The sequence below is a fragment of the Allobosea sp. LjRoot9 genome, assembly GCF_964252745.1.
GTDB lineage: Bacteria > Pseudomonadota > Alphaproteobacteria > Rhizobiales > Beijerinckiaceae > Allobosea.
Genome location: NZ_CAXUPC020000004.1, coordinates 175,647 through 200,137, shown reverse-complemented (window position 1 = coordinate 200,137; position 24,491 = coordinate 175,647). Strand labels below are relative to the sequence as shown.

The window sequence follows — 24,491 nt, the reverse complement described above, 5'->3', positions numbered from 1 at the left end:
GAGAGACATGAACCAGAATGCAAGCCGAGCCATCGCCACCTACCGGATGGTCGCAGCGCAAGTCCATCCGCTCGTCGCCGTCGTGAAGCTTTACGATGAGGCCATCCGCCAGCTCCACCGCGCGGTTCGCGCCATCGAGGCCAAGAAACACGAGGAGAGCTATATCTGCATCTCCAAGTCATCCACGATTCTGCGGGGCTTGTGCCACAATCTGCGCTTCGACAAGGGAGAGGACGTCTCCCAGCAGCTGATGAAGGCCTACACCTATAACATCGTGGCGATCCATACGGCCTATGGAAAGCCGGACGCGCCGGTTCGTTACATGAAGATCATCAAGCATCTCGGCGAATTGCGCGATTCCTGGGCGATCGTCGCCGGCATGAGCCCGAAGCGCGAGGAAGCACCCGCACCGCGGCCTCCCCAGGCTGCCATCCGCCCGGCCAGGGTCGGCTGAGCATCCCAATCGGCTGAACCTCCAAAGCGCCGAGCCGGCCCGCACCCCAACCGCGCACCAGGCCTTCCCGCCTCATTCGCCGCTCGGCCCAGCCGGGCCGGGCGTGAGTTCGCTCGGCGATTTTTGCCTATTTCCCTGATTTGCGAAACAGTTTATCAACAAAGGAGATACGCTCAGAAACGAGACCGCAATGAAGCTCGGCGAATTTCAGGACGCGATTGATCGGCATGGCGACGATCTGGCGACCTGGCCGGCTGGGCTGCGGCAACCGGGACTGGCCTTGCTTCTTGCCTCTCCGGCAGCGCGCAGGACCCTCGATGAGGCCAGAAGCCTGCGCTCTGCGTTCAAATCGGTTTCTCCCATCAGGGCGCCCAAAAGCCTGATCGATCGCATCGTCCTGGGAGCTGTCGGCGCGGTTTCACAGCCGCCGACATCCGCCACGCAGTCCAATCTGCAAAACCGGCGCTCCTAACAACGCCAAGATAGTCGGCGCCAAGACAGTCGGCTTCATCTAAAGCCCGGCACGCCGTATTCGCCCCGCCAATCCCAGCGTTGTCGCCTGAATGATGACAGCGTGACGCGCTGTCGCGCCTTGCTCGGCTCGATGCGAGCCATGAACAGCGCTCCGAAATCATGGGCGGGATGTTTCGGCGCCGCGGCTCTCCGGCGGGGCTCACTTATCAAAATTTGTTTCCCGCGGAAACGCGAAAGCAAGGCGCTTCCGCGCTGCCACAGCGTGTCCCGGCATATCCGCTGGACCCGGGGGCGGGCGCGCCGACGCCTGCTTGCGGCGACTGACGCCCCCGGCACGGCCAAATCTTACTCAGAAGCTAATGAATAGAGTTAATACTTGTTTAATTGAGATCAAAGCGCCCACCGCTCGCGCGAATTGCGACGCCGCCAATAAATTGCGCCTGAAAATCCTCCTCCACCCGTATCAATACTGAAGGCGGCTCAGACCGCACTTCCATAGGCCAGATCGCAACACAGGCTTCCCGGACAGCACCCGTCCGGGCTGTCGATGGAGGTTTGTCATGAGCGTCAGCTCGGTTTCGTCGGTTGCATCAACAGCGTCGACCACGTCGACGAGCTCGTCATCGTCGTCTTCCTCGCTCACGGAAACGGACTTCATGCAGTTGATGGTCAGTCAACTGCAGAACCAGGACCCGTCGAATCCGACGAGCACCAGCGATATGAATTCGCAGATGATGTCCTACGCCAGCTACAGCCAGCAAGTCGCGATGAACGACACGCTGTCTTCGCTGTCGGAAACGATGACAACCTTGTCGTCTACGGTTTCAGATCTCTATTCGAGCGTCAATACCATCGCATCTCAGCTCAATATCTCGGCCTGATTCTATCCAACCTGAAATAGAGTTGAGTAACCGCCATGAGTCTCACCGGCGCATTGAATTCGGCTGTCTCGGCCCTGTCGGCACAAAGCGCAGCCCTGGCCATGGTCAGCCAAAATCTCGCGAATTCCAGCACTTACGGCTACAAGACGACGACCGCGAGCTTCGAAAGCCTGATCGCGGATTCCTCGTCATCCGCTTATTCCGCCGGCGGAGTCGCCGCCTCCGGTGTGTCCAACATCGCCGCCCAGGGCTCGCTGACCGCTTCGGCGACAGCCACCAACATGGCGATCGAAGGCAACGGCTTCTTCGTCGTCAGTTCGAGCGCAACCAATGGTGACGCCTACTATACGCGCAATGGCGAGTTCACGATCGACAAGACCGGCTACCTTGCAAGCAACGGCTATTACCTGCAGGGCTGGCCGACCGACGCCGACGGCAATATCACCGGCTCTACCAGTTCCAGCGCGCTGAAAACCATCGACACCACCTCGGTCTCGAGCATCGCTGCGGCAACGACCAGCCTCTCGCTGCAAGCCAACCTGCCGGCGGATGCCGCTGTCGGCGACACCTTCGAGAGCGATGTCGAGATCTTCGACTCGTTGGGAACGGCGGCGAAGACGACGGTCACCTGGACCAAGACGGCCGAGAACAGCTGGACCGCCGCCTTCTCCGACGTGACGGATTCAAGCGGCAGCGCCACACTCGCCACCTCGGCGACGAGCAATACGATCAGCATCAGCTTCAACAGCGACGGGACGCTGGCCAGCACCACGCCCAGCCCGCCGACGCTCTCCTTCACCGGCTGGACGACCGGCGCCGCCGACAGCACGATCACGCTCGACATGGGCACCGCCAACAGCTCGAGCGGCCTCAGCCAGCTCTCGTCCGGGGACGACACTCTCAGCGTCTCCCTCGAATATGATCAGGACGGCATCAGCTATGGCACGCTGACCGGCATCGAGATCGGCGACGACGGCACCGTCTACGCGAATTACGACAATGATCAGCGCCGCGCGATCTACAAGGTGGCGGTGGCGACCTTCAGCAACGCCAACGGCCTGACTTCGATGAGCAGCGGCGTCTATGCCGCGAACTCCGTCTCGGGCGCCAGCTCGATGCATGTCGCGGGAACCGCCGGAGCCGGCACGATCTCGGGCGGGATGCTGGAGACCAGCACCACCGACACGAGCCAGGAATTCAGCAACATGATGGCGGCCCAGCAGGCTTATTCGTCGGCGGCGCAGATCATGTCCACGGTCAGCAGCATGTACGACACGCTGCTGAGTGCGGTCCGGTGAAACGGACGCGGGTTGCGCGCGCGGCGCAGCCGGACCTGCTGGCGGAGGATCCGCTGCTCGCCCGCCTGGCGCGCATCGACAAGGAAGCGAAAGGCCATATCGAGGCCAGGCAACGCAGCGCCGGGCGCATCCCGCCGCGGCAGCGCAACGAGGTCCTCGTCACGCTGGCGGATCTCGATCTCGTCCTGGAAGCGCTTCGCGGCGCCCGCGACGAGATGAGCATCGCCCTCGACAAACGCCTCAATACGCATCGCGCCATGACCGCCTATCAACGCGCCGATGAGCTTTCCATGACGCCGCCGAAGCGATCATGACCGAACCGAAGGATGATCGACCCATGCCTGATGCACCCGCGCCCGGCAACCCGCGGCAATCGGCGAATGCCGCGGCAGCAGCCGTGATTGCGCTCGTCGAAGAGCTGATCCTCGTCATCGATGAGGAAAATCGCCACCTCGCCACCGGCGCGCCGGCATCGACCTCCCACCTCGTTCAGCGCAAGCGCGAGCTGGCGGAAAAATTCACCCATTGGGTCGCCGGCGTCCGGCGCCGGGATATCGACTTCCGTGACGCCGATGCGGCCGTGCACAAGCGCCTGGTCGAGAGCAGCAAGACCCTGCGCGAGCATATGAATGACAATGTCGACAGTTTGCGCTCATCGATCGCGGCCACGCGGCGTCGCGTCGATGCGATCATGCGCGCGATCCGCGAGCAGGCCGCCCCGACACCGAACCAATATGGCGCGAATGCCCGCCTGGCGGCCGCGCGCGCGCCGTCTCCCGCTGGCTCGGGCCGCTATCTCTAGAGGGTAAGCCATGTCGTTCACAGCCATCCGCAGCATCGCCTACAGCTCGCTGGCGACCACGCAGCTGCAGATGGCGCTGACCTCCTCGAATGTCGCCAATGCCGACACGGAGGGCTATTCGCGCAAGGTCGCGGTCCAGACCTCCGCCTCCACGGGCACCGTCGGAACCGGGGTCTCAGTCACTGCCATCAGGAGCAATGTCGACAAATACCTGCTGAAGGATCTCGTCGCCTCAACGAGCACGCTGGGCGCCGCGACCTCGACCGACAGCTTTGCGAGCAAGCTGCAGAACCTGCTCGGCTCGACAACGGGCAGCGACAGCGGCGGCACCTCGCTTGCCAACAGCATCGCCAATCTCGAAACGGCGCTGTCCTCGCTCGCCGGCACGCCCGAGAGCCAGACGCTGCAGGCGCAGGTCGTCGATGCGCTCGACACGCTCGCGAGCCAGCTGCGCGAGACATCCTCCGGCATTCAGGGCCTGCGCGCCGATGCCGATGACGGGATCGAGGACTCCGTCGACAGCATCAACGCATCCCTGAACAGCATCGCGACCCTGAACAGCCAGATCGCGGCAGCCCAGGCGCGGGGCGATGCCACGGGCGATCTGGAAGACCAGCGCAACACGGCGCTGCAGACCCTCTCCAGGCAGATGGACGTCAAATACTATGTGACGTCCGACAACCAGATGCGGATTTCCACCTCTTCCGGCACGACGCTGCTCGACAGCAATGTCCACGAACTCTCCTATTCCAGCGCCGCGGCGGTCACCAGCGCGACGGTGTTCGACGGCATCACCGTCGACGGCAAGGACATCACCGCCGAGATCACCTCAGGCACGGTCGGGGCGCTGATCGCGCAGCGCGACACCGAGCTCCCGGCAGCCCAGGCCGAGCTCGATGAGCTGGCGGCAGGGCTGATCGAGACGCTCAACAGCATCCACAATGCCGGCACCTCGTCGCCGCCACCCACGACGCTGACCGGCACCACCACGGTTTCCGCCAGCGACGCCCTGTCCGGCAGCGGCACTGTCCGCTTCGCCGTGACCGATGCGGATGGCGCGCTCGTCAGCTATCAGGACCTCGACCTCTCCGCCTACACGACCGTCGGTGATCTCGCCTCGGCGATCGACGCGATCGACGGCCTCTCGGCCTCGGTCAACAGCGCCGGCAAGCTCGTCGTCACGGTCGATGCTTCGGATACCGCCGTTGCGGTGGTGGACATCGACAGTGCGATCGGCAGCGACGACCAGGGTCTTTCCGACTATTTCGGCCTGAACGACCTGCTGACCGGCAGCAGCGCCGCGACGATCTCGGTGCGCTCCGATCTGCTCGCGACGCCTGGCCTGCTTGCCACCTCGGCCTTGTCGACCGCGTCCACGCTGACGGTCGGGGCCAGCGTCGTCAGCGTTGGCGAGAGCAGCGTCGCTGAGGCGATGAACGACGCCTTGAGCGGCAATCACAGCTTCGCCGCTGCCGGCAAGCTCAAGGCAAGCACGACGTCCTTCGCCGATTATGCGACCAGCATCGTCTCGACCATCGCCACGACAGCCTCAAGCGCCTCGACAGCACTCGACAGCGGCACCTCCGCCCGCCAGTCGCTTGCGGATTCGCTGTCCTCGCAATCGGGCGTGAACCTGGACGAGGAAACCGCGCGCTTGTCGGAGCTCGAGCAGCAATACGCGATGGCGGGCCAGCTCCTCGAAGCCCTGAACAACATGTTCGACACGCTGCTCCAGGCCGTGCAGTCGAGCTGACAAGCCAAGCGGAGGTAGGGACAATGGTCACGCGCATCGCGACCTTCGCCTTGAACGACAGGATGCTTGCCGCCTCGCTGCGCACCCAGGCAAAAATGGGCGAAGTCCAGGTGCAGGAAGCATCGGGCTCGGTGTCAGCGGACTATGGCGGGCTTGGCAGCTCGGCGAAGACCCTCGTCAGCCTCGAGGTCTCGCTCGCCCGCTCCAAGGCCTATGCCAGTGCCGCCGACGAAGCCGGCAGCCGCATCGACGTCATGTACGACGTGCTCAATTCGATGACAGACATGTTGTCGAGCTTCAGGGCGAGCCTGTCCGGCGCCATCAGCGCCAGCGCGACCGATGCCTCTGACACCACCCTCGCCAACACCGCACAGAGCTACCTCACGGAGTTCGCCTCGCTGCTCAATACGCAGTTCGAAGGCCGCTATCTGTTCGCCGGCAGCGACACCACGCAGCCGGCAGTCGATCTCACCAATTACGCCGCCACCGACATCGATACCGCCGATACGTCCTATTATCAGGGCAACGCGACGACGGCCTCCGTGCGGGTCTCTTCCGAGCGCACGGTGAACTATGGCGTGACCGGCGACGATACCGCCTTCGAGCAGGCGCTGCGTGCCCTCAGCGCCGTAGCGAATGCCACAACGACGCCGGATTCGGACGCGTTGCAGGCCATATCCGATCTCGTCGTCTCCGCGGTCGACGCGGTCTCGGCCGTGCAGGGGCGGCTCTCGGTCAATGCCGCGACACTCGAGCGCGCTTCGGCGACGCAGACCGACTACCAGGACTTCACCTCCGGGCTGATCAGCAACGTGAAGGATGTCGACATCACCACTGTTGCCGCCCAGCTCTCGTCCTACGAGACCCAGCTGCAGGCATCCTATGCCGCTTTAGCCAAGATCCAATCGCTCAACCTGCTCGACTATCTGAAGTGAACGACAACCCGATACCGGGCCGAGGCCGGGCTTGTCGAGCCGCCGCCCGGGCGCTCCAGGCATTCTGGGCGATGCGAAGGCTGGAGCCGCCATCGGGGCGCGATCGGCTCGGAAACCCTAGATCACGTCGCCTTCGAACGGAAGTGTTCGAAGGCGATTCTTGCGTTTCAGCCCGCGCATATCATCGAAGGGATCGAGCGGAACCTTGCCGTCCTCACGCCGCAGACCGTCAATAGCCTCAAGGCTCTCCAGCGCGAGCTGTCGACGATCCGCTCGCGGGGCTATGCCGTCAATCTCGGGGAATGGCGTGGTCGAGGCAGCCGTCGGAATCTCGGGGCCGTCGACCCGCCTGAGCTTGGAAATGATCGCACTGGTCGCCGAACAGGTCGTCGAGGCTGCGAACGACATATCGCGGGGGCTTGGCTATCGGGGAGGCCGGGGATAATCACTCTCCATCTCCGATAGCCCCGTCAGCGCCCTGTTTTTCACGCCTCCGAGTGGCCGGGACTGCGTTCCCAGACCACCTCGCCTGGACCATCCGCATGCGCTTACCCGCTTGACGGGGGCTTGCTGGAGCAAGCACAGGCTATCCAGTAACAAAAAATTGGGACGGGAAACGCATTGGCGACGGGACAGCCGGGGGTGACAGAGGCGAGGGTCTTCCGCCGCCGCATCTATCATATTGGCGGGTATGACCATGCCCGCCCGGAGGTTGTGCATGGCCGGTTCGTCAGGGAGCTACGGCGCTTCGAACGCGTCTGGGCGGCGGCGGCCACGGCGTCCGAACCCGCCATCGGCGAGGATCTGGCGACCTGGCAGGTGCAGACGCGCGGCGCCAATTGGCAAAGCGAGACGGAATTCTGCCTGGTCCGCTGGGATGACGTGATCGCGACGATGGGCGCCGCTCCGATGTGGCGGCGCCTTCCCGGTGGGCTGTTGTCGTTTTTCGACTTCATCCTGGCTGGAGCGTTCTGGGGATATCTGCGCGCCAGCTGGCGCTATGCGATGTTCTTTCTCTATCCCTTCCTGATCCTGGCGGTCTTGACCTTGCTCGCTCTGGCTGGGGGGCTGGCTCTGGCGCGCTCGACCAGCTCCAGCCTGATCGGAATCGGGGCCGGCATCGGCATTTTCCTGGTTCTGTTTCATGCAGCCCAGCGCTGGCTCTATCTCGGACTGCTTCTGGACGATTGGATTTTCTCGCGCCGCTACATCCGCCGTGGCGATGCCGTCCTCGACAATCGCTTGCAGCGCGTGGCGGCCGACATCGTCCAGGCGGCGCAGGGCGACGCGGTCGATGAAATTCTCATCATCGGACACAGCCTCGGGGCCGTGCTCGCCATCGATCTGATCGATCGCGCGATCACGGCCGGGTTGGCGCGGCGGGATGGCGGCCCCCGCATCGCGTTTCTCTCCGCCGGCTCCTCGACGCTCAAGATCGGGCTCCATCGCGGCGCGAGCCGGCTTCGCGCCGCCGTTGCGCGCTTGAGCGCCTTCCCCGCACTGTTCTGGGCGGATTATCAGGCGCGTTCGGACGTGATGAACTTCTACCGCAGCGATCCGCTGCCATTGATGGGCCTCGCCAAGACGGATTCGCCGCTCATCCGCAGCGTCAGCATCAGGCGCATGCTCGACCCCGCGCGCTATCCCCGCATTCGCAGGAACTGGTACCGGATGCATTGCCAATTCGTCAGGGGCAACGATCGGCGCGCGCCATACGACTATTTCATGTTCACCTGCGGGCCGCTCGATGCGGAACGGCAAGCACGATTGAAGGAAGGCGCCATGCACGCATTCGATACTGAGGGCAGAGTTCTCGACCCGGCCTCGTCGACGCAGGCTAGCGCAAATCCGACAGAGGCCCCCCAGCAATGACCCTGACCATCGCGAAGGCGATCTACGTCCTGCTTGCCGTCGGCTGGTACGTCATCCGGATTCCACATGAGCGGCGCTCACGGCGCACGCCGATCTCCCGCAGCGCCCGCGGAATGCGGGAAATCGTGTTGCTGACGATCTCGTTCACCGGGCTCGGGCTCCTGCCCTTCATCTATGTCGCATCCGGGTTTCCACGCTTTGCGAATTATCCGTTCCAGCCGCTGCTGGCCTGGATCGGCGCCGTCGTCGCGATAGCGTCCCTGGTCCTGTTCCATCTCACGCATCGCGCGCTCGGTCGCAACTGGTCGGTGTCGCTGGATCTGCGGGAGAGCCATCGCCTCGTCACCGAAGGCGTCTACCGCTATGTCCGGCATCCCATGTATTCGGCCTTCTGGCTCTGGGCGATCGCGCAGGCCCTGCTGCTGCCGAACCTTATCGCCGGCCTGTCGGGCCTGGTCGGCTTCGGCATTCTGTATTCCTTTCGCGTTGCACAAGAGGAACGCCTGATGCTCGACGCCTTCGGAGCGGAATACGCTGACTACATGGCGCGCACGGGCCGAGTCGTGCCGAGAATCAGCTAGGGAACATAAAAGCTCTCACCGCGTTTTGAAGCGCATGCAGCCATCGCTGCAGGGTAGCCTGTTAAGCCTCATTCGGAAACCATAAATCTGAACACTTTAACCTCCTGCGCTTAGGTGATTGAAAACGCAGGCTATCTGGAATACTATGAAGTGTGCCTCACGACCGTTGTCCGGCACGGAAAATGGGTATGGTGTTGCGCATCCGCACGAGTAGTCGAACTTCTATTCTCCATAGTTAGACTGTTCTCAACGAGGGCGAACCGATGAAAAAGCTTCTGGTGTTGACCGTATCTGTTGCGCTGCTAGGCGTCGGAGGATGCGCATCCCTTGGCAAGGGCAAAGGCAAAGCCCCGCCGCCGGCTGCCGCACCGATCGTGACGAAGGGCTAGCCCCAGCTAAATAAAAAACGGCCGGTCCAACCGGCCGTTTTCTGACTCTGGGTTTGAGATGACTCCGGTCATTCGACGATACGGCAACAGTGATCGCTGTGCCGATATACGTTCCTCGCGAAAGCAGGAGTAATGCGGTGTGGTTTGACCTGAACCAACGAGCGCGCTCTTGGGCCTATATAGCCTGCACTGCAGGCCTGTTCTGCGGCTTCGGCCCGCTCCCGACCCAGGCGCAAGATCGCTTCTCGCCCCCTGACGACAATCGGATGACCGCCACGCAGGACGCTCCGGCCATCCGCGGGACCCGGCATCGCGCCTCGCGACGGGAAGCGAGTCCTATGGCCGGCCAGTATTTCGTGGAGTTCCGGTCGCGCTACGCCCTCAGCTATGGCCATACCTTTCTCGTCTATGGCCGGCTGAACGCCAACGGTGAGGTCGGCCAGGTCACAGCCGATCAGGTCGCCGGGCTACATCCGGCGGGCGAAGGCCCGCAGCTTTGGTCCGTCGGGCATGTTCTGCCTGTTCCGGCCGAGACCGGCCCCAGCGACGGCGATCTCGAAGACGAGTACATCTCGGCACGCTTCAGGGTTCCCCTGAACGAGGCTCAATATTACCGCGCCGTAGCCTATATCAGGAAGAAGCAGAAGACCTCTCCGACCTGGCACGCCGTGCTCTATAACTGCAACAGATGGGTCGGCGAGGTCGCGACATTCATGGGATTGCAGGCGCCCAGCAACACCCTGCTCTATCCGGCTGATTACATCGCCAGCCTGCGGTCTCTCAACAGCAGCAGGGTTACGGAGTCAGCCTTTTCGACCCATCGCGTTCAATAAGAGCCCGGTCGGAAATACCAGCCCTCATCCTGAGGAGCCGCGAAGCGGCGTCTCGAAGGATGCTCCAGATGGTCCCGGAGCCTCCTGGAGCATCCTTCGAGACGCCATTCCTCGCGGAATGGCTCCTCAGGATGAGGGCTCAGGGAGTTTCCAAACAGTCTCTAAGCGGCAGCGTTTCCGGCCTTCGCCCGCCGCCAGACCGTGACAAAGGCGGCCGCTGGAAAGACTGCGCGCCTCTAGCGATCAGCGCAGGACCAGGACCGGGGTTCCGACCGAGACGCGTTCGAACAGATCGACGATGTCGTCGTTGTACATCCGAAAGCAGCCATAGGACGCAAATGTGCCGATGGATTCAGGCCGATTGGTGCCATGGATCGCATATTGGCCGCCGCCGGACAGCGTCAGCGCACGCGCGCCCATCGGGTTGCGTGGCGAGCCCCCTGGAATGACATCGGGAAGCTTCGGGTTGTCGCGCTTGATCTCGTCGGGCGGTGACCAGGCGGGTTCGACATGCTTGCCCTCGACCAGAACCTCGCCAAGCCATTGCTTGGAGGCTTTTCCAACGGCGACCTGATAGCGGATGGCCGTGCCATCGCCCCGCACCCAGTACAGACGCCGTTCCTTGGTCTTGATGACGATCGCGCCCGCCGCCGCCTCGCCCTTATAGGCAACGACTTCGCGTGCGCCGGCCGGCATGGCAACCGCCAACGCAAGCAATACGAGACTTGTCCGCAACATCACGTGTGAGCCCCAGCCAGTGTAGAGCAGCGAGATTACCATAACTGAGCAACCTATGGATTTCCAACCGGAAATTGGCAACCGAAGACGCTGGCCAAGCCCGCCATCCGTCCGGGATCGTGCAGCTAAAGATCAGTGCTTTGCGGCAGGATCACGAGGTCGCGGATCGTGACGTTGCGGGGCCGGCTGAGCATGAAGAAGACGGCTTCCGCCACCTCCTCGGCTTCGATCAGGCCGCCGGCCGCGCGCTCGGCTTCGAACTTTTCCCGAGGCCAGTCCGCGATCAGCGCCGTCACGACCGGGCCGGGCAGGACGGCTCCGACACGCAGGCCATGCGGAATGACCTGACGGCGGACGGTATGAACGAAGGCCTGCACCGCGTGCTTGGAGGCGGTGTAGATCGGCTCCCACACCACCGGGACGACGCCGGCGACCGAACTCGTGACAATGATGTCGCCGGTCTTGCGCGCGATCATATGCGGTAGCACGGCGTGGATGCTGCGGAAGGTGGCGTTGACGTTGAGATTCAGCATCCGGTCCCAGGCGTCAGGATCGCCATCGCTGACCGGCCCGCCGACATAGGAGCCGGCATTGGCGTGAAAGATGTCCAATTGGCCGGTCCTTGCGAGAATCTGCGGCATCATGCCGGCGACCGAAGCGGCTTCGGTCAGATCGACGACGAGCGGTATCGCCTTCGCACCGAGCGGGCCGCATACACGAGCCAGCGCTGCTTCGTCGCGATCGACCAGGATGACGCAGGCTCCGGCTGCGAGCAGGCGCTTTGCGCAAGCGAGCCCGATCCCCGAGGCGGCGCCGGTGATCGCGGCGGTCTTTCCGGCCAATTGCTGCGTCACGGCGTCGACTCCGATACTGCGTGATGTTCGGTTGCATGCATCAGCTCGCGCGCCAGGCGCGCGGCGTCCTGCAGATGTTCGAAGGCGGCAAAACGCCTGTCGTGCAGCGCGGCGATGTCGCCGCCGGCTGGTGTGAAGGCGCTCGCAGCCGGGGCCATCTCGGTCATGGCCTGGGCGAGATCCAAGGTGCCCGCCGCGGCCGCACCGAGCATCGCCGCGCCCAGCAGGACGGGGTCGACATCGTCGGGCACGAGCACGGGCAAACCGGCGCAGTCAGCCAGCACTTGCCGGATCAGCGGATGGCGGCCCGCGCCGCCGCTGAGCACGATCGCTTCGATCATGGCGCCCTGGGCGCGGCTGGCCTTCAGAATCTGCCGCAGCCCGTAGCCGATACCCGTGAGCCCGGCGACATAGAGCGCGACGAGGTGATCAAGGTCGCGCTCCATGCCGAGACCGGCGATCAGGGCGCGCTCCTGCGGATCGGCATGGGGCGAGCGATTGCCGAGGAAATCGGGCACGACGACGAGGCCCTCCGCCAAGCGCCCGGCATCGGAGAGGTCCTCGCTCCGTCCAGCTGCGCGGTCTGCCAGCCAGTTGGGCAGCGAAAGACCATCTTTCACGGCCAGGCGCTGCGCCTCCGGCGTCGCCGGATGGAAGCCGATCAACTGCTCGATGGCCGCGCCGGCGGCGGACTGGCCGCCTTCGCTGAGCCAGAGCCCCGGCGCCATCGCCGAGAAATAGGGGCCCCAGACGCCCGGGATGAAAAGCGGCTCGCGGCTGCTCGCCATGGTGCAGGCCGAGGTGCCGAAGACATAGGCCATGCGGGTCAACACCGTGCCGTGGGGCGAACGCACGCCGACCGAGCCGAGGCCTCCCGCATGCGCGTCGATCAGCCCTGCCGCAACGGCCGTGCCCGGCTTCAAACCGAGATCCGCCGCGGCCTGCACCGTGAGGCCCTGGCCCAGGGCCGTGCCACCGGGAACGATCTGCGTGCCGATGCGCGCAAAACCTTGCTCCACCAGATCGCCGAGCCCGATCTGGTGGAAATAGCCGGTGTCCCAGTGCGCCTCATGCGCCAGATAAGTCCATTTGCAGGTAACCGTGCAGGATGAGCGCGCCAGCGAGCCGCTCGCCCGCCAGGTCAGGAAGTCGGCGAGGTCGAAGAACTGCCAGGCCGCATCATAGCTCTCCGGCAGATGCTCCTTGAGCCAGAGCAGCTTCGGCGTTTCCATCTCGGGCGAGATCGTGCCGCCCACATAAGCGAGCACCGGATGCTTGATGCGGTTGATGCGCTCAGTCTGCGCAAGCGCGCGGTGGTCCATCCAGACGATGATGTCGCGGCTCGCATCGCCATGGGCACCGACAGGCAGCGGGGCCCCGTTCTGCCCGAGCACGACCAGCGAGCATGTCGCATCGAAGCCGATGCCGGCGATGGCCTCTGCTGTGAGCTTCGCCTGCGCCATCGCCGCGCGCACGCTGGCGCAGACGGCGCGCCAGATATCCTCGCTCGACTGTTCCGCGATATCCGGTCCGTCCTGATAGAGCGCGATGTCGCGCTTGCCCGTCGCGAGCATGCGCCCGTTGCGGTCGAAGATGCCGGCACGGGCGCTGCCGGTGCCGACGTCGATGCCAATGAAATGCTCGGTCATGTCCTCGCGATCCTGTCGGCGGAGGCGGCCATGGCCGCCCCGTGCAAGAGCCACCGTGTGCAAGAGCGGCCAGGCTGCGGTCAGGCCGCCGCCCGGTTCGGCGGTCCGGCGCGGCTGCCATCGGGGTTGCGCAGATAGACGCCATGGTCGAGCTGCTGGCGGCGCAGCTCCTCGATGTCGATATCGGCCGGCAAGCGATTGCCGCGCACTGAAATCTTGGCGGCGCGCCCGGCGGCCTCGCCCATCGCCATGCAGGTCGCCATGACGCGGATTGCGCCCATGGCCTCATGCGTGGCCGAGATGCTGCGGCCGGCGACCAAGAGGTTGCCGATCTTCTGGGGAACCAGCGACCGGTACGGGATATCGTAGCAATCGCCACACCAGATCAGGGTGCAGCCATCATCGGAAGGACGGTGGATGTCGATCGGATAGCTGGCGACGGCGATCGCATCGTCGAAATGCTTGCAGGCCAGCACATCCTCCTGCGTCATCACATACTGGCCGAGGATGCGACGCGTCTCGCGGATGCCGAGGAAGGGCGCCGTCTTGGTGAAATAGGCCTTCTCGAAGCCCGGCACGTAGTTGACGAGATAGGTCACGATATCGTCGATCTGTGCACGGCCCTCGATCTCGCCCTTGGTCAGGCTGCGGGCATTGGTGCCGTCGGTACCCTTGACCCGGGTCATGTTGATCCAGACCTCGCCCTTCTTCAGGCCGGTAATGATGATCGTGCGCTCATTGGGAATCTCCAGGCCGCGCTCGGCCTTGGCCTTGGCGATGAGTTCGCGCATGCCGACCACGATGAACTGCCGGTTCTGGCCGAAATACTCGGCGGGAATGAAATCGGTGAGATAGGTGCGCGCCTCGGGAGGAGCATTCGCGATGCTCATCCGCAGCGCGTCGGTATCGACGCCGGCGAGGCAGAACATCAGCGTCGGCGGCTGCATGCCGCCATCGGCATTGCCCTTTTCGGTGGGCACGCCAGCACTGTAGGCGACATCGGCGTCGCCGCTGCAATCGATCACGACCTTGGCGAGGATAGCGGTGCGGCCGGTTTTGCTCTCGGTGATGACGCCGCGGATAATGTCGTTCTCGACCAGCGCGCCGGCAAAGAAGGTGTAGAACAGCACATCCACGCCGGCCTCGATCAGCATCTCCAGCGCCACGGTCTTGACCGCTTCGGGCTCGACCAGGGTGATGCCCATATGCAGCGGGCAGGGTCGATGCTCGCTCGCCCCGTCACGCTCCTTGCGCAGGCGCTCGATGAATTTCTGCGGCAGCCCGTCAATGATCTGGTTGCCCTTCTGGCCGAGGAAGCCCAGCACCGGCAAACCGATCGTCATGTTGCCGCCGACGAAGCTGCGGCTCTCGATCAGCCCGACGCGCAGGCCGTCCTCGGCGGCGGCGAGCGCGGCGGTAAGGCCCGATGGCCCGCCGCCGACGACGAGCACGTCGTATTCGGCTGAGACGGGGATGGAGCGCGCCGGCTCCTCGATGAAGCGAACCCCGGTCATGGACATGAGGCGATTTCCTTCCACTGGCGTTATGTCGATTGGCTGAGCAGGGGCCGGCACCACAGCGCCGGCCGTTATCCGTCGGATCAGGCCGGCATCATCGGCTTGATGCGCTCGATGATGGCGGAGACCGCGTCCTTGACGGGCTTGCGCCCGAGAACAGCGAGCTGAACCTCCTCGAGGAAGGTCGCCTGGGCGCGCGCAGCCTCGGGAAATGGCGGGAAGGCGCCGCGCGCCGTCGCCAGGACCTTGGCCTCGACGGCTGCGAGCGCGTTCTTCGCCTTCAGCCCCGCATCGGCATAGGTCGAGACGCGCACCGGCCCATTGCCGTTGATCGCCATGCCCAGCGTCACGCGCTTGCTCGAGACCTCCTTGATGAAGCTCCAGGCGAGCGCCTTGTCCTTGGCGTTCCGGGGGATCGCCATTGCCCAGGCTTCGACGACGGAGGCCATCGGCACCTTGCCCTTGATCGCGGCCGAGCCGGGGAATTCGACGGCCTTGATCTTGCCCGGGTATTTGCTCTGCTCGGGGTTGTTGAGCTGCGCGCCGCGGGCGAAGGGCAGGATGGTGAAGGCCGCCCGCCCCTGTTGCAGCCACGTGACCTGGTCGTCGTTCTTGGTCGTCGCATAGCTGCGCGGCAGGCTGCCGGCCTCGAACATGCCCCGCAGCGCCGCAAGGCCGCTTTCCATCGCCTCGCGATTGGGGACGAGCTTGAAATCGGAGCTGACGAAATCCCCGCCATAGGCACGGGCGAACATCACCGGGAAGACCGCCAGATCGCTCGCGAGCACCATGCCGGTGACCGGCGTGCCGGCCTTGGAGGTGAAGCTCGTCTTCTTGGCCTGCTCGATCAGCTCCTCGAGCGTGGTCGGCGGTGCCGAGATGCCGGCCTCCTCCAGCAGCGCCTCGTTGTAGAACAGGCCCTGCGTGGCATGGCGGACGGGAATGCCGATCAGCTTGCCATCGATCGTCATGCCCTGCACGAGGCCGGGCGCGATGTCTGCGAAATCCTCGATCGCATCCTGCTTCTGATAGGGCTCCAGCGGCTCGAACAGTGCCGCGATCTGCGAGGTCGGGCGGTTGTCGATGAGATAGCCGACACCGTATTCGGTCTCCTTCAGGCTGGCCTCGCGGAAGAGGCGGTCCTGCAACGGGTTGGAATCGAAGGTCGTGAAGGCGATGTCTGCATCCTTGGCCTTGAGCCAGTCCTTCAGCAGGTCGCCATCGCCGGACCCCAGCACGGTCTGGTGGACCTTGTGGCTGAGCACGTTCAGCGTCTTGCCGGCGGCAAGCACCGGCCGAACCGAGAACGCGACTGCTGCGCCGACGGCGCCAGCGACGAAGGTTCTGCGGGTCAGTTTCGTTTCAGGCTTCTTCGACATGGTTTCCTCCCTTTTATGGTTGGCTACCCCTTCGTCGAACCGGCGGTGAGGCCGGCCACGAGGTAGCGGTTCATGAAGACGACGAAGAGCAGGACGGGCACGAGCTGCACGGTCGAGGCAGCAAAGAGGATTCCCCAATCCACGCCATCGATGGAGCCGATCATCTCGGAGATGACGAGCGGCGCCGTCTTGGCGCGCGTGGCCGTGAAGACGAAGGCGAAGAGGAACTCGTTCCAGGAAAACACGATCACGAAGACCGCGACCGCCAGCACGCCCGGCATCGCCAGCGGTACGATCACCTTGCGCAGGATCGTCAGGCGGCTGGCGCCGTCGATGGCGGCCGCCTCGTCGAGCTCGCGCGGGATCTGGTCCATGAAGGTGCGCATCAGCACCGTGCCGAGCGACACGAAGAAGGTCGCATAGAGCAGGATCAGCACGAGATGCGTGTCGTTGAGGCCGAGTGCGTTGACGATCGGGAACAGCGGCAGCGTCACCACGATCGGCGGGATGAGGCGCACGATGATCAGCCCGGCGATGCTGGCGCCGAACCAGCGCCCGGAATGGCGGGAATAGACATAACCCGCGCAGGTGCTGGCGACGATCGCGAGCAGCGTCGCGCCGACCGTGATCAGCAGGCTGTTCAGCAGGGCCTCGAAGAAGACGCCCCAGGATCGCCAGAGCTCGGCATAGTGCTTCAGCGTCGGGGCGAATATCCATTTCGGCGGCACCGCGAAGATGTCCTGGCCCGGCTTCAGCGAGGAGACGGCGATGAACAGGATCGGGAACAGCGACCAGAGCAGGATCGCGGCGACCGCGGCCGCCTTGCCCAGCCCGATCAGCCAGCGCTCAGTGCGCATGGGCGAGCCCTCCCCGCCTGAGCAGCAAGACATAGGCCCCCGCCAGCACCAGCGAGATCACGACCATGATCCAGGCGGTCGCGGCCGCCGAGCCGAAGGCGTTGAAGCTGAAAGCCTCCTGGTAGAGATAGATCGCCACGACCTCGGTCGACCGCGCCGGACCGCCTTTCGTCAGCAGCCACGCCTCCGAGAACAGGCGGAAGGCGAAGATGTAGCGGAACAGCAGCGCGATCAGCATCGCGGGCGCAAGCAGCGGCAGCGTCACGCGCCGAAAGGCCTGCCAGCGCGTGGCGCCGTCGATCCTGGCCGCCTCGTAGAGTTCGGCAGGGATGGCAAGGCGCGCGGCATAGACGATGACGAAGGTGAAAGGCAGGTGCAGCCAGATCGTCAGGAGCCCGATCAGGGTCATCGCATGCGATGGCTCGAACGACCAATCCAGCGTCGGTAGATTGAGCGCGCGCAGCGCCAGCGTGATCGGCCCGGCATCGGGATCGAACAGGAAGCGCCACATCACCACGGCGGTGACCTCGCTCACCGCGTAAGGCGCCAGCACCGCGACGAGCAGGAAACGGCGGAACGGCAAACCGCTGGCGAACAGCAGCGCCATGCCGAGCCCAACAGCGAGTTCGAGATGGACCGCGACGACGACGAGCACCACCGTGTTCAGCAAGGCGTGGTGAAAGGCCGGATCGGCAAGGACGCGAACGTAATTCTGCAGCCCGACGAAGCTCGGCGCCTGGCCGAAGCTCGACATGTTCAGGCTGAGCCACACCACATAAAGCGACGGCAGCACGATCACGCTCAGGATGAGCAGATGCACCGGCGCAAGCAGCGGCAGAAGCCGTGCTGTTGTTGGAAGCTGCACTATTTCCTCCGGAACTCTCTTGATCCGGGCTCTCTCGGCCCGGTGATCACGTCGTCATTGTCTTTCAGTGGATGGCGTTCAGCGCCGTCTTCGTCTCCTGGTCCTGCAACAGATTGAGGCTTTCGCTGTCGTCCTTGGCGGCAGGCGAAAGATCGCGCACGGAATCGCGCACCTGCAGGCTGGTCTGCAGAACGCTGCCCAATGGCGGCGAGGCATCGCCGGACATGCGCCGGCGCAGGCGCTCCCAGGCCGCAGCGGCGATCTCGGCGATCGGCTGACGGATCGCGGTGAGGCCGGTCTTGCGCGCGCTCATCCAGGGATAGTCGTCGAAGCCGACGACGGAGACCGGATCGGGGATATCGATGCGCAGCCGCGCCAATGCCGACAATGTGCTGAGCGTGGTGACATTGGTCAGGGCGATGACCGCGCTCGGCCGAGGGTGCCGTTCGAGCCAGTGCACGAAGGCCTCCGTGCCGCGCTCCGCATTCGATCCGAGTTCGATCACGATGGGGTCGCCCCCCCTCGCACGGATCAGCTCGGAGGCGCCGCGGACGCGCTCCCGGATCGGGGAAATGGCCAGGTTTGAGGCCGCGACCACGATGTCGCGGTGGCCCAGCTCCAGCAGATGGCGGGCGGCGATCTCGCCGGCCTCTCGATTATCGATCGCGACCGTGTCGACGATGGAGCCCTCGGGCGGCACGCGGTCGGCAAAGACCATCGGCAGGCGCGCAAACTCGCTGTCCAGCCCGGCGGGGACAGCGTCCGAACATGGTACGACGATCAGACCCGAGGGACGCCAGGCCAGCAGCGTCCGCAGTCGCGACTGTTCCAGCCCGGTGTCGTCGCGCGAGCTGGCGACGATGATGTCGTAGCCGTCCTTCTGCGCCATGACCTCGAGCTGCGAGACGAGCGAGGTGAAGAACACGTCGTCGAGATCCGGCACCAGCACGCCGACGACCTTGGCCTGGCCCGAACGCAGTTGCGAGGCCGCACGGTCGACCTGATAGGACAAGTCGCGCGCCGCCTTCTGCACGCGCTCCTGCAGATCGGCATTCACCGGCTTGTTGCCACTGAAGACATTCGACACCGTGGCGATCGAAACGCCCGCGCGCGCCGCAACATCCTTGATCGTGACGCGCCTCTCCGACATGCGGTCCACAGCCTGTTAAACGTTTTACAGTAAAACGTTTAACAGGCTGTTCGCGGCTTTGCAAATGTCTTGTTCATGGCTGCGATCAGGCCGGCGCGGCGTTCACTCCGGGGCGGTCTCGTCCGGCCTCCGGACCTCCCGTGCCGCCCGCATATCCGCTGCGCCGCGTGCAGCTGCCTCCTCGATGCCTTCAAACAGCAGGGCGACCTCCTCGAACACGCTCAGGTCCGGCTCATCCATCGGGAGTTCATCGAGTTCGCGGGCGAGATCAAGCAGTGCGGCAATGCGCTCCGTCTGCTGGCGGGCGTCGAGGATGAGGCGCCGGAGCTGACGTCGATCCTCCAACGCCTCGAACCGCTGCAGGGCACTGTCGAGTTTGCTCCGGCACTCGCAATCGAGCTCCAGCCCCCGAACGATTCCGCGCACACGCTGGATCACGCCCGCAGCTGTGGGTGGCGCCTCCAGACCCTCCGATGAAGCAGGCGTCACCTCAATCATCACAGTCTCCCCAAGCCGGGCGCCCGGAAAACGGAATCAGGGCCTCGCGGAGCGCGACTTGCCCGCAGATGGAACGGGGAAGCGCGGTCATGGGGCGGGCTCCACCGCTTCGGCCACCGAAGCGCGAGGCCGCCGCAAGGGGAGCAGCAGCGCGAGGGCGAAACCGAAGAGGGCCCGCGCGGTCAGGGAGCGGCACCCGGACCGCCAGACGGTTGTGCAGGCGTCCTGCCGCCAGATCAGGCCGCGCGGGTGATACGGATGCGCCAGACATCAGGCCCCTCCTCCTCGTAGCGCCACATGAACGCGCCGGGATGGCGGACGTTGAATTGGTAGAGCAGCGGCCAGGGATCATGATCATTGACCAGGACCAGGGCGTCGCTTGGCTGCAGCTGCCCGAAGGTGGCGAAGATCAGCGGGTGACGGCGCATGCGCGGCAGGATCTGGCGCACATCGATGACGGTTTCGGACGCATTGCGGACGCTCATCAGGCAGCTTCCTTCGATCGATGTCCCAGCAACCTTCGGCCTCGATCGATGATCAGGTCCGGGCTCCAGGTCGGATGCCAGACCAGATCGAGTGCGATGCGCGCGGCATCCCGGAACCGATTGGCCAGCCGTTCGCGGGCATCCTCGAGTATCATCTCTCCGAGCGGGCAGGCCGGGCTGGTCAATGTGAGGGCCACGTCGATCCCGCTCTCGTCGCGGGTCGCGCGGTAGACGAGCCCGAGATCGACCACGCTCAGACCGATCTCGGGATCCATGACTCCGAGAAGGCACTCCAGCAGATCTGGATCGAGGGGCGGCTTCGCTGTTCGGCTCATGGCTGTTCTGCATCCGGGCTGGAGGCTTGGACAATGCCCGCAGCTTCGCCATCCCTCTTTGCGGCCGCGCAAACAGAACGACCGAACCTTGGCAGAGCCACCGGCTTCACCGTTGGCGGGTTTGTGCCGGCGCAACGATCGCCGGGCCCCAAGGACGCAGCGTCCGCCATGCCAGATTTACGGAAGGAGGCGGCCATGCCCATCGAGTTCACGACGCTTGTCGACGAAGTCATGCGGCGATGGCCGGCAACCATCCGGATCTTCCTCGATCACAAGATGCATTGCGTCGGCTGCCCGATCGCCTGCTTTCACACCGTCGATGACGCATGCCGGGAGCACGGCGCAGACCGCGGCAAAGTCCTGGCCGATCTCCGGGCGGTCGCTGCGCGGCGGTGACATCCGTCAGCCTCCGACGGCGCGGAGGCGGGACATCACGGCAGCCGAAGCCTATGGCAGGCCGCCCTCGGCCAGTACGAACAGCCGGTGCGGCTCGAGAATGGTGATCTTCTGACGCCCGCCTGCGACGAAGCCTCGGTCCTCCCACGCGCTCAGGACCCGGCTGACCGTATGCAAAGTGGTGCCCGTCATCTCGGCGACGTCCTGACGCGAGATCGGGAAATCGATCTGCACTCCAGCCTCCACCTTGCGCCCAGACTGCTGGGCCAAGCGCAGCAAGGCGTGTGCGATCCGCCGCTCGACCTGCTCGGTCGACATCTCGACAACGCGCACATGGGCATCCTGCAACCGGCTGCCGACGGTCTGGAGCGTGTTGACGGCGAGTGTCGGATGCTTGGCGATGAGGCGCGGCCAGGCGACGGACGGCCACACCAGCGCGATGCTGTCGACGACCGCGACGGCGGTGGCGGGATAAGTCGTCCGCCCGATGGCCATCGCGACCCCGAACACTTCACCCGCGGACACGAACCGCACCACCACCTGCTGCCCGTCCGGCGTGAGTTTGTAGACACGCAGGTGTCCGTGGAGCAGCACGAAAAACGAGTGCGCCTCAGCATCCTGCTGAAAGACAGTCGTTCCCTTCGGGTAGCGCACGGACTGCGCCTCGCGCAGCAATTCGTCGAGTTGCTCTGGCACGAGACCGGCAAAGAGCGGCAGGTCGGCAATAAGGGTCCGGTCGACGCTGGCCATGACGAGCACTCCGAAGCAGGGGGCAAGTCAACGTCTTCACGGATCGGGACGGACGCCAGCGCCCGCGGCAGGTCTCGCCGATGCGGGCTCGAGCCGGCAAGGCCGGATTGGCAGGGCAACAGTGACAATAGCCAGGACTGCCGCTGTCGCAAACAGCGGCCGGGTACGTCCTTGGATGACGCGACCGAAGCGGATTTCGCCGGCCTGGCTTATTGCCGCGCAAACAGGATGCGACCGGGCCGTCCCTCATAAAAGCGGCTCTCTTTGCGCGGCATCAAACAGCAGCCCGAGGGCCAGGAGTATCACGCCCCCCAAGAGCCTCGATGCGGTTCGCGATTTTTGCATCACAACAGGAGACGACAATGCGCAAGGCGATGATGCTCGGGACCGTCGCCGCGGCCCTTGGACTGACCGGTATGGCACAGGCAGCCGAGGTCCAGGTCCGGATGCTCAACAAGGGCAACGAAGGCGTCATGGTCTTCGAGCCGGCGCTGGTGAAGATCGCCCCTGGCGACACCGTGAAATTCATGGCTGTTGACAAGGGCCATAACGTCGAGACCGTCGAGACGATGCTGCCGGAAGGCGCGAAGGCGTTCGTCGGCAAGGTCAACGAAGAGCTCGCCATCACGTTCGATAAGCCCGGCGTCTACGGCTACAAATGCAAGCCGCACTACGGGATGGGCATGGTCGCGATGGTCGTCGTGGGCGACGCGGCCAATCTTGATCTGGCCAAGGCGGCAACCCATCCCGGCAAGGCGAAGCAGGTCTTCGCGACACTCTTCGACAAGCTGGCCATCATGACCGTCGCGGCGAAATAAGCGCTCATCGCAGACGCTGTGCCGCCGCGACGCCCCGTTGCGGTGGTCCGTCTGTCCTGGATCTCGTCGAGATTGTCCTCGTCCATGAAGGAGGCCGGTGATGGCTCCGATTCCGCGCCTGCGTGAATATGTCGGCCCTGCGGTCCTTTCTTACGGCTTCCGCCCATTCTTCCTCCTGGGCTCGATCTATGCCGGCCTGGCCATTCTGGCATGGCTGCCGATGTTCTATGGGGAGCTTGAGATCGCGACCCTCTTTTCCCATCGCGACTGGCACATCCATGAGATGCTCTACGGCTATCTCCCGGCCGTGGTGACGGGCTTCCTCCTGACCGCGATCCCCAACTGGACAGGGCGGTTGCCCCTGCAAGGCAAGCCGCTGCTGGTTCTCGTCACTGCCTGGATTCTTGGCCGTGTCGCCGTGACCGGCTCTGCCTGGATCGGTTGGCTTCCCGCCGCCGCAATCGACCTTTCCTTCCTGCTCCTTGTCGCCGGGGCGGCCGGGCGCGAGATCGTCGTCGGAAGAAACTGGCGGAACCTGAAGGTGCTGGTTGTGCTGGGTCTGCTGCTGGGTGGCAACGCGATGTTCCACTTGGAAGCCCATCTGTACGGCGCCTCCGATTATGGCGTCCGGCTCGGCATCGCTGCGACCATCCTGCTTGTGATGCTGGTCGGAGGCCGAATCGTGCCGAGCTTCACGCGCAACTGGTTGGCCCGGGAGAACCCCGGACGATTGCCTGCATCCTTCGGACGATTCGACATCGCCTCGATGATCTGCGCCGGAGCTGCTCTCCTGGCCTGGATCGCGGTTCCGGAGGGGCCTGCGACGGGTGCGGCCCTGTTGGCGGCGGGCGTCCTTCAGGCCGTGCGGCTTGCGCGCTGGGCCGGATACCGGACCTGGCGGGACCAGCTGGTGCTCATCCTTCACGTCGCCTATGCGTTCGTGCCGCTTGGCTTCATGCTGCTCGGCCTGGCGTCGCTCGGCTTCGGATCGGCAACTGCGGGCATCCATGCCTGGACCGGTGGCGCCGTCGGCACCATGACGCTCGCAGTCATGTCCCGGGCGAGCCTCGCACACACCGGGCGGCCCCTTGCCGCGAGCCGCGCAATCCAGGCCTTCTATGCCCTGGTCGTTCTTGCGGCGCTGGCCCGGATCTGCGCTTCGCTCCATCCCGCCTGGAGTCTGGGCCTGCTGCATTTCGCCGGCCTTGCCTGGGCAGGGGCATTTCTGGGCTTCGCGCTGGCGTATTGGCGCGTTCTGACCCAGCCCCGCCTGGGGCATTAGAGTATTTTCCAGCGAAATGGCCACCGGGTCGCGTGAAGAAAACGCGTTAAAACAAACAGCTAGAGCAATTGGACGGCCCTATCGGATGGGAAATCGCTCTATCGGAAATTGCTCTAGAGTCGGTTGCGTCCCGCAGTTTGCGCTGGCGCAATGCGAAATGCGCGTTGCTCTGCATCATGCCTGCGGTCGACGGAAAGGCCGGGACGCGGCCGGAGAGCACGAGCGACCGATCTGCATCGTGGCTGCCGCAACCCGAACCCTCGGAGGAGCTGGCTTGTGACGAGACCGGGATCGTGCCTGGCAAAGCCGTGCCGACCTGGGCACTGAATTCGAAGGACACAAAGATGCGGGGATGGTTGAGAGATCGGGTCGAGCGGCAGGCACGCCTGATGAGCACGATGCTGGAGCGTATCGGCATCGACCCCGGGCTTGCCGCTCTAAGAGGCAGGACCTTCGCAGCAGCCGGCCGCCGTTGCCTCTGGTGCGCGGCATCGCAGCAATGCGAACGCTGGCTTGAGGAGACCGGTTCTGCAGCCCGTGGCCCGTCATTCTGTCCGAATACGCAGATCTTCGAGGAGGTCCGATCCGTCCGCAGCACGGCGACGAATTCGGGTGCAGGGACGGTCTCGGGATAGGTTTGCCGAAC

The 24,491-nt window shown here is 64.5% G+C and carries 28 protein-coding genes; 16 read left to right on the top strand and 12 right to left on the bottom strand.

The genetic code is table 11. The features are described from left to right. Positions 1-7: 7 nt before the first annotated feature. From ACSQ3P_RS18265 to ACSQ3P_RS18210, 12 genes are all read left to right on the top strand, one after another. Positions 8-454 (top strand): flagellar protein FliS, encoded by a 447-nt coding sequence (locus ACSQ3P_RS18265; RefSeq protein WP_436166936.1) that lies wholly within the window; start codon positions 8-10, stop codon positions 452-454. A gap of 190 nt (positions 455-644) precedes the next feature. After that, a complete protein-coding gene (locus ACSQ3P_RS18260; RefSeq protein ID WP_436166935.1) occupies positions 645-926 on the top strand; it encodes a hypothetical protein in 282 nt (93 codons plus the stop codon). A gap of 562 nt (positions 927-1,488) precedes the next feature. Then, positions 1,489-1,809 carry a flagellar hook capping FlgD N-terminal domain-containing protein gene (locus ACSQ3P_RS18255; RefSeq protein WP_436166934.1) on the top strand — a complete coding sequence of 107 codons (321 nt, stop codon included), beginning with the start codon at positions 1,489-1,491 and terminating at the stop codon, positions 1,807-1,809. Between the two features lie 35 nt (positions 1,810-1,844). Then, positions 1,845-3,107 carry a flagellar hook protein FlgE gene (gene flgE, locus ACSQ3P_RS18250; RefSeq protein ID WP_436166933.1) on the top strand — a complete coding sequence of 421 codons (1,263 nt, stop codon included), beginning with the start codon at positions 1,845-1,847 and terminating at the stop codon, positions 3,105-3,107. Further along, entirely contained in the window at positions 3,104-3,421 is a 318-nt protein-coding gene (locus ACSQ3P_RS18245) for a hypothetical protein (RefSeq protein WP_436166932.1), read from the top strand. The genes flgE and ACSQ3P_RS18245 overlap by 4 nt, the downstream gene beginning before the upstream one ends. A gap of 23 nt (positions 3,422-3,444) precedes the next feature. Beyond that, on the top strand, positions 3,445-3,909 hold the full coding sequence (locus ACSQ3P_RS18240; RefSeq protein WP_436166931.1) for a flagellar protein FlgN: 465 nt from the start codon (positions 3,445-3,447) through the stop codon (positions 3,907-3,909). Between the two features lie 10 nt (positions 3,910-3,919). Then, on the top strand, positions 3,920-5,662 hold the full coding sequence (gene flgK, locus ACSQ3P_RS18235; RefSeq protein WP_436166930.1) for a flagellar hook-associated protein FlgK: 1,743 nt from the start codon (positions 3,920-3,922) through the stop codon (positions 5,660-5,662). Positions 5,663-5,685: 23 nt separating this feature from the next. Continuing rightward, positions 5,686-6,597 carry a flagellin gene (locus tag ACSQ3P_RS18230; RefSeq protein WP_436166929.1) on the top strand — a complete coding sequence of 304 codons (912 nt, stop codon included), beginning with the start codon at positions 5,686-5,688 and terminating at the stop codon, positions 6,595-6,597. 102 nt (positions 6,598-6,699) lie between these two features. Then, a complete protein-coding gene (locus ACSQ3P_RS18225; RefSeq protein WP_436167185.1) occupies positions 6,700-7,062 on the top strand; it encodes an IclR family transcriptional regulator domain-containing protein in 363 nt (120 codons plus the stop codon). Positions 7,063-7,239: 177 nt separating this feature from the next. Then, positions 7,240-8,469 carry a hypothetical protein gene (locus tag ACSQ3P_RS18220; protein ID WP_436166928.1) on the top strand — a complete coding sequence of 410 codons (1,230 nt, stop codon included), beginning with the start codon at positions 7,240-7,242 and terminating at the stop codon, positions 8,467-8,469. Further along, on the top strand, positions 8,466-9,050 hold the full coding sequence (locus ACSQ3P_RS18215) for a protein-S-isoprenylcysteine O-methyltransferase (protein ID WP_436166927.1): 585 nt from the start codon (positions 8,466-8,468) through the stop codon (positions 9,048-9,050). Before ACSQ3P_RS18220 ends, ACSQ3P_RS18215 begins: the two co-directional genes overlap by 4 nt. 655 nt (positions 9,051-9,705) lie before the next feature. Next, entirely contained in the window at positions 9,706-10,272 is a 567-nt protein-coding gene (locus ACSQ3P_RS18210; protein ID WP_436166926.1) for a hypothetical protein, read from the top strand. A gap of 243 nt (positions 10,273-10,515) precedes the next feature. Here the strand turns inward: ACSQ3P_RS18210 and ACSQ3P_RS18205 are convergent, their stop codons facing one another. The 11 genes from ACSQ3P_RS18205 to ACSQ3P_RS18155 all read right to left on the bottom strand — a co-directional run bounded on the left by ACSQ3P_RS18205 (position 10,516) and on the right by ACSQ3P_RS18155 (position 20,599). Next, complete coding sequence (locus ACSQ3P_RS18205; RefSeq protein WP_436166925.1) at positions 10,516-11,010, bottom strand: L,D-transpeptidase; 495 nt, start codon at positions 11,008-11,010, stop codon at positions 10,516-10,518. A 125-nt stretch (positions 11,011-11,135) separates the two neighbouring features. Continuing rightward, positions 11,136-11,864 carry an SDR family oxidoreductase gene (locus tag ACSQ3P_RS18200; RefSeq protein WP_436166924.1) on the bottom strand — a complete coding sequence of 243 codons (729 nt, stop codon included), beginning with the start codon at positions 11,862-11,864 and terminating at the stop codon, positions 11,136-11,138. Next, positions 11,861-13,513, bottom strand: coding sequence for an FGGY-family carbohydrate kinase (locus ACSQ3P_RS18195; RefSeq protein WP_436166923.1), 1,653 nt, complete (start codon positions 13,511-13,513; stop codon positions 11,861-11,863). The genes ACSQ3P_RS18200 and ACSQ3P_RS18195 overlap by 4 nt, the downstream gene beginning before the upstream one ends. An 80-nt stretch (positions 13,514-13,593) precedes the next feature. Continuing rightward, positions 13,594-15,033, bottom strand: coding sequence for an FAD-dependent oxidoreductase (locus ACSQ3P_RS18190; protein WP_436166922.1), 1,440 nt, complete (start codon positions 15,031-15,033; stop codon positions 13,594-13,596). A gap of 80 nt (positions 15,034-15,113) precedes the next feature. After that, entirely contained in the window at positions 15,114-16,409 is a 1,296-nt protein-coding gene (locus tag ACSQ3P_RS18185; RefSeq protein WP_436166921.1) for an ABC transporter substrate-binding protein, read from the bottom strand. 23 nt (positions 16,410-16,432) lie between these two features. Beyond that, positions 16,433-17,266 carry a carbohydrate ABC transporter permease gene (locus tag ACSQ3P_RS18180; RefSeq protein ID WP_436166920.1) on the bottom strand — a complete coding sequence of 278 codons (834 nt, stop codon included), beginning with the start codon at positions 17,264-17,266 and terminating at the stop codon, positions 16,433-16,435. Continuing rightward, complete coding sequence (locus ACSQ3P_RS18175; protein WP_436166919.1) at positions 17,256-18,131, bottom strand: carbohydrate ABC transporter permease; 876 nt, start codon at positions 18,129-18,131, stop codon at positions 17,256-17,258. The genes ACSQ3P_RS18180 and ACSQ3P_RS18175 overlap by 11 nt, the downstream gene beginning before the upstream one ends. Positions 18,132-18,195: 64 nt before the next feature. Continuing rightward, the gene (locus tag ACSQ3P_RS18170) at positions 18,196-19,281 is read right to left on the bottom strand and encodes a LacI family DNA-binding transcriptional regulator (RefSeq protein WP_436166918.1); all 1,086 of its coding nucleotides are present in this window, start codon (positions 19,279-19,281) and stop codon (positions 18,196-18,198) included. Positions 19,282-19,383: 102 nt separating this feature from the next. Next, positions 19,384-19,779, bottom strand: coding sequence for a hypothetical protein (locus ACSQ3P_RS18165; protein WP_436166917.1), 396 nt, complete (start codon positions 19,777-19,779; stop codon positions 19,384-19,386). 236 nt (positions 19,780-20,015) lie between these two features. Continuing rightward, on the bottom strand, positions 20,016-20,264 hold the full coding sequence (locus ACSQ3P_RS18160; RefSeq protein WP_436166916.1) for a DUF2249 domain-containing protein: 249 nt from the start codon (positions 20,262-20,264) through the stop codon (positions 20,016-20,018). Continuing rightward, the gene (locus ACSQ3P_RS18155) at positions 20,264-20,599 is read right to left on the bottom strand and encodes a metal-sulfur cluster assembly factor (RefSeq protein WP_436166915.1); all 336 of its coding nucleotides are present in this window, start codon (positions 20,597-20,599) and stop codon (positions 20,264-20,266) included. Before ACSQ3P_RS18155 ends, ACSQ3P_RS18160 begins: the two co-directional genes overlap by 1 nt. 195 nt (positions 20,600-20,794) lie before the next feature. Between ACSQ3P_RS18155 and ACSQ3P_RS18150 the strand changes: the two genes are divergently transcribed. Next, entirely contained in the window at positions 20,795-20,995 is a 201-nt protein-coding gene (locus ACSQ3P_RS18150; RefSeq protein ID WP_436166914.1) for a DUF1858 domain-containing protein, read from the top strand. Positions 20,996-21,046: 51 nt separating this feature from the next. Here the strand turns inward: ACSQ3P_RS18150 and ACSQ3P_RS18145 are convergent, their stop codons facing one another. After that, entirely contained in the window at positions 21,047-21,745 is a 699-nt protein-coding gene (locus tag ACSQ3P_RS18145; protein ID WP_436166913.1) for a Crp/Fnr family transcriptional regulator, read from the bottom strand. 362 nt (positions 21,746-22,107) lie between these two features. On the opposite strand from ACSQ3P_RS18145, the gene ACSQ3P_RS18140 reads away from it, so the two are divergent. The 3 genes from ACSQ3P_RS18140 (at position 22,108) to ACSQ3P_RS18130 (ending at position 24,480) form a co-directional block, all read left to right on the top strand. Further along, positions 22,108-22,563 (top strand): pseudoazurin, encoded by a 456-nt coding sequence (locus ACSQ3P_RS18140; protein WP_436166912.1) that lies wholly within the window; start codon positions 22,108-22,110, stop codon positions 22,561-22,563. A 100-nt stretch (positions 22,564-22,663) separates the two neighbouring features. After that, the gene (locus tag ACSQ3P_RS18135) at positions 22,664-23,845 is read left to right on the top strand and encodes an NnrS family protein (RefSeq protein ID WP_436166911.1); all 1,182 of its coding nucleotides are present in this window, start codon (positions 22,664-22,666) and stop codon (positions 23,843-23,845) included. A 176-nt stretch (positions 23,846-24,021) separates the two neighbouring features. Then, positions 24,022-24,480, top strand: a complete 459-nt coding sequence (locus tag ACSQ3P_RS18130) for a DUF6455 family protein (protein ID WP_436166910.1) — start codon at positions 24,022-24,024, stop codon at positions 24,478-24,480. The last annotated feature ends 11 nt before the right edge of the window (positions 24,481-24,491 follow it).

Excerpts from the sequence above, each read along its gene's own strand:
- ACSQ3P_RS18150 (WP_436166914.1), top strand. The coding sequence starts at position 20,795 with ATGCCCATCGAGTTCACGACGCTTGTCGACGAAGTCATGCGGCGATGG.
- ACSQ3P_RS18255 (WP_436166934.1), top strand. The coding sequence starts at position 1,489 with ATGAGCGTCAGCTCGGTTTCGTCGGTTGCATCAACAGCGTCGACCACG.
- ACSQ3P_RS18265 (WP_436166936.1), top strand. The coding sequence starts at position 8 with ATGAACCAGAATGCAAGCCGAGCCATCGCCACCTACCGGATGGTCGCA.
- ACSQ3P_RS18195 (WP_436166923.1), bottom strand. The coding sequence starts at position 13,513 with ATGACCGAGCATTTCATTGGCATCGACGTCGGCACCGGCAGCGCCCGT.
- ACSQ3P_RS18160 (WP_436166916.1), bottom strand. The coding sequence starts at position 20,264 with ATGAGCGTCCGCAATGCGTCCGAAACCGTCATCGATGTGCGCCAGATC.
- ACSQ3P_RS18130 (WP_436166910.1), top strand. The coding sequence starts at position 24,022 with ATGCCTGCGGTCGACGGAAAGGCCGGGACGCGGCCGGAGAGCACGAGC.
- ACSQ3P_RS18185 (WP_436166921.1), bottom strand. The coding sequence starts at position 16,409 with ATGTCGAAGAAGCCTGAAACGAAACTGACCCGCAGAACCTTCGTCGCT.
- ACSQ3P_RS18170 (WP_436166918.1), bottom strand. The coding sequence starts at position 19,281 with ATGTCGGAGAGGCGCGTCACGATCAAGGATGTTGCGGCGCGCGCGGGC.
- ACSQ3P_RS18210 (WP_436166926.1), top strand. The coding sequence starts at position 9,706 with ATGACCGCCACGCAGGACGCTCCGGCCATCCGCGGGACCCGGCATCGC.
- ACSQ3P_RS18240 (WP_436166931.1), top strand. The coding sequence starts at position 3,445 with ATGCCTGATGCACCCGCGCCCGGCAACCCGCGGCAATCGGCGAATGCC.
- ACSQ3P_RS18155 (WP_436166915.1), bottom strand. The coding sequence starts at position 20,599 with ATGAGCCGAACAGCGAAGCCGCCCCTCGATCCAGATCTGCTGGAGTGC.
- ACSQ3P_RS18140 (WP_436166912.1), top strand. The coding sequence starts at position 22,108 with ATGCGCAAGGCGATGATGCTCGGGACCGTCGCCGCGGCCCTTGGACTG.
- ACSQ3P_RS18180 (WP_436166920.1), bottom strand. The coding sequence starts at position 17,266 with ATGCGCACTGAGCGCTGGCTGATCGGGCTGGGCAAGGCGGCCGCGGTC.
- ACSQ3P_RS18260 (WP_436166935.1), top strand. The coding sequence starts at position 645 with ATGAAGCTCGGCGAATTTCAGGACGCGATTGATCGGCATGGCGACGAT.
- ACSQ3P_RS18135 (WP_436166911.1), top strand. The coding sequence starts at position 22,664 with ATGGCTCCGATTCCGCGCCTGCGTGAATATGTCGGCCCTGCGGTCCTT.
- ACSQ3P_RS18145 (WP_436166913.1), bottom strand. The coding sequence starts at position 21,745 with ATGGCCAGCGTCGACCGGACCCTTATTGCCGACCTGCCGCTCTTTGCC.
- flgE (WP_436166933.1), top strand. The coding sequence starts at position 1,845 with ATGAGTCTCACCGGCGCATTGAATTCGGCTGTCTCGGCCCTGTCGGCA.
- ACSQ3P_RS18190 (WP_436166922.1), bottom strand. The coding sequence starts at position 15,033 with ATGTCCATGACCGGGGTTCGCTTCATCGAGGAGCCGGCGCGCTCCATC.
- ACSQ3P_RS18165 (WP_436166917.1), bottom strand. The coding sequence starts at position 19,779 with ATGATTGAGGTGACGCCTGCTTCATCGGAGGGTCTGGAGGCGCCACCC.
- ACSQ3P_RS18205 (WP_436166925.1), bottom strand. The coding sequence starts at position 11,010 with ATGTTGCGGACAAGTCTCGTATTGCTTGCGTTGGCGGTTGCCATGCCG.
- ACSQ3P_RS18215 (WP_436166927.1), top strand. The coding sequence starts at position 8,466 with ATGACCCTGACCATCGCGAAGGCGATCTACGTCCTGCTTGCCGTCGGC.
- ACSQ3P_RS18230 (WP_436166929.1), top strand. The coding sequence starts at position 5,686 with ATGGTCACGCGCATCGCGACCTTCGCCTTGAACGACAGGATGCTTGCC.
- flgK (WP_436166930.1), top strand. The coding sequence starts at position 3,920 with ATGTCGTTCACAGCCATCCGCAGCATCGCCTACAGCTCGCTGGCGACC.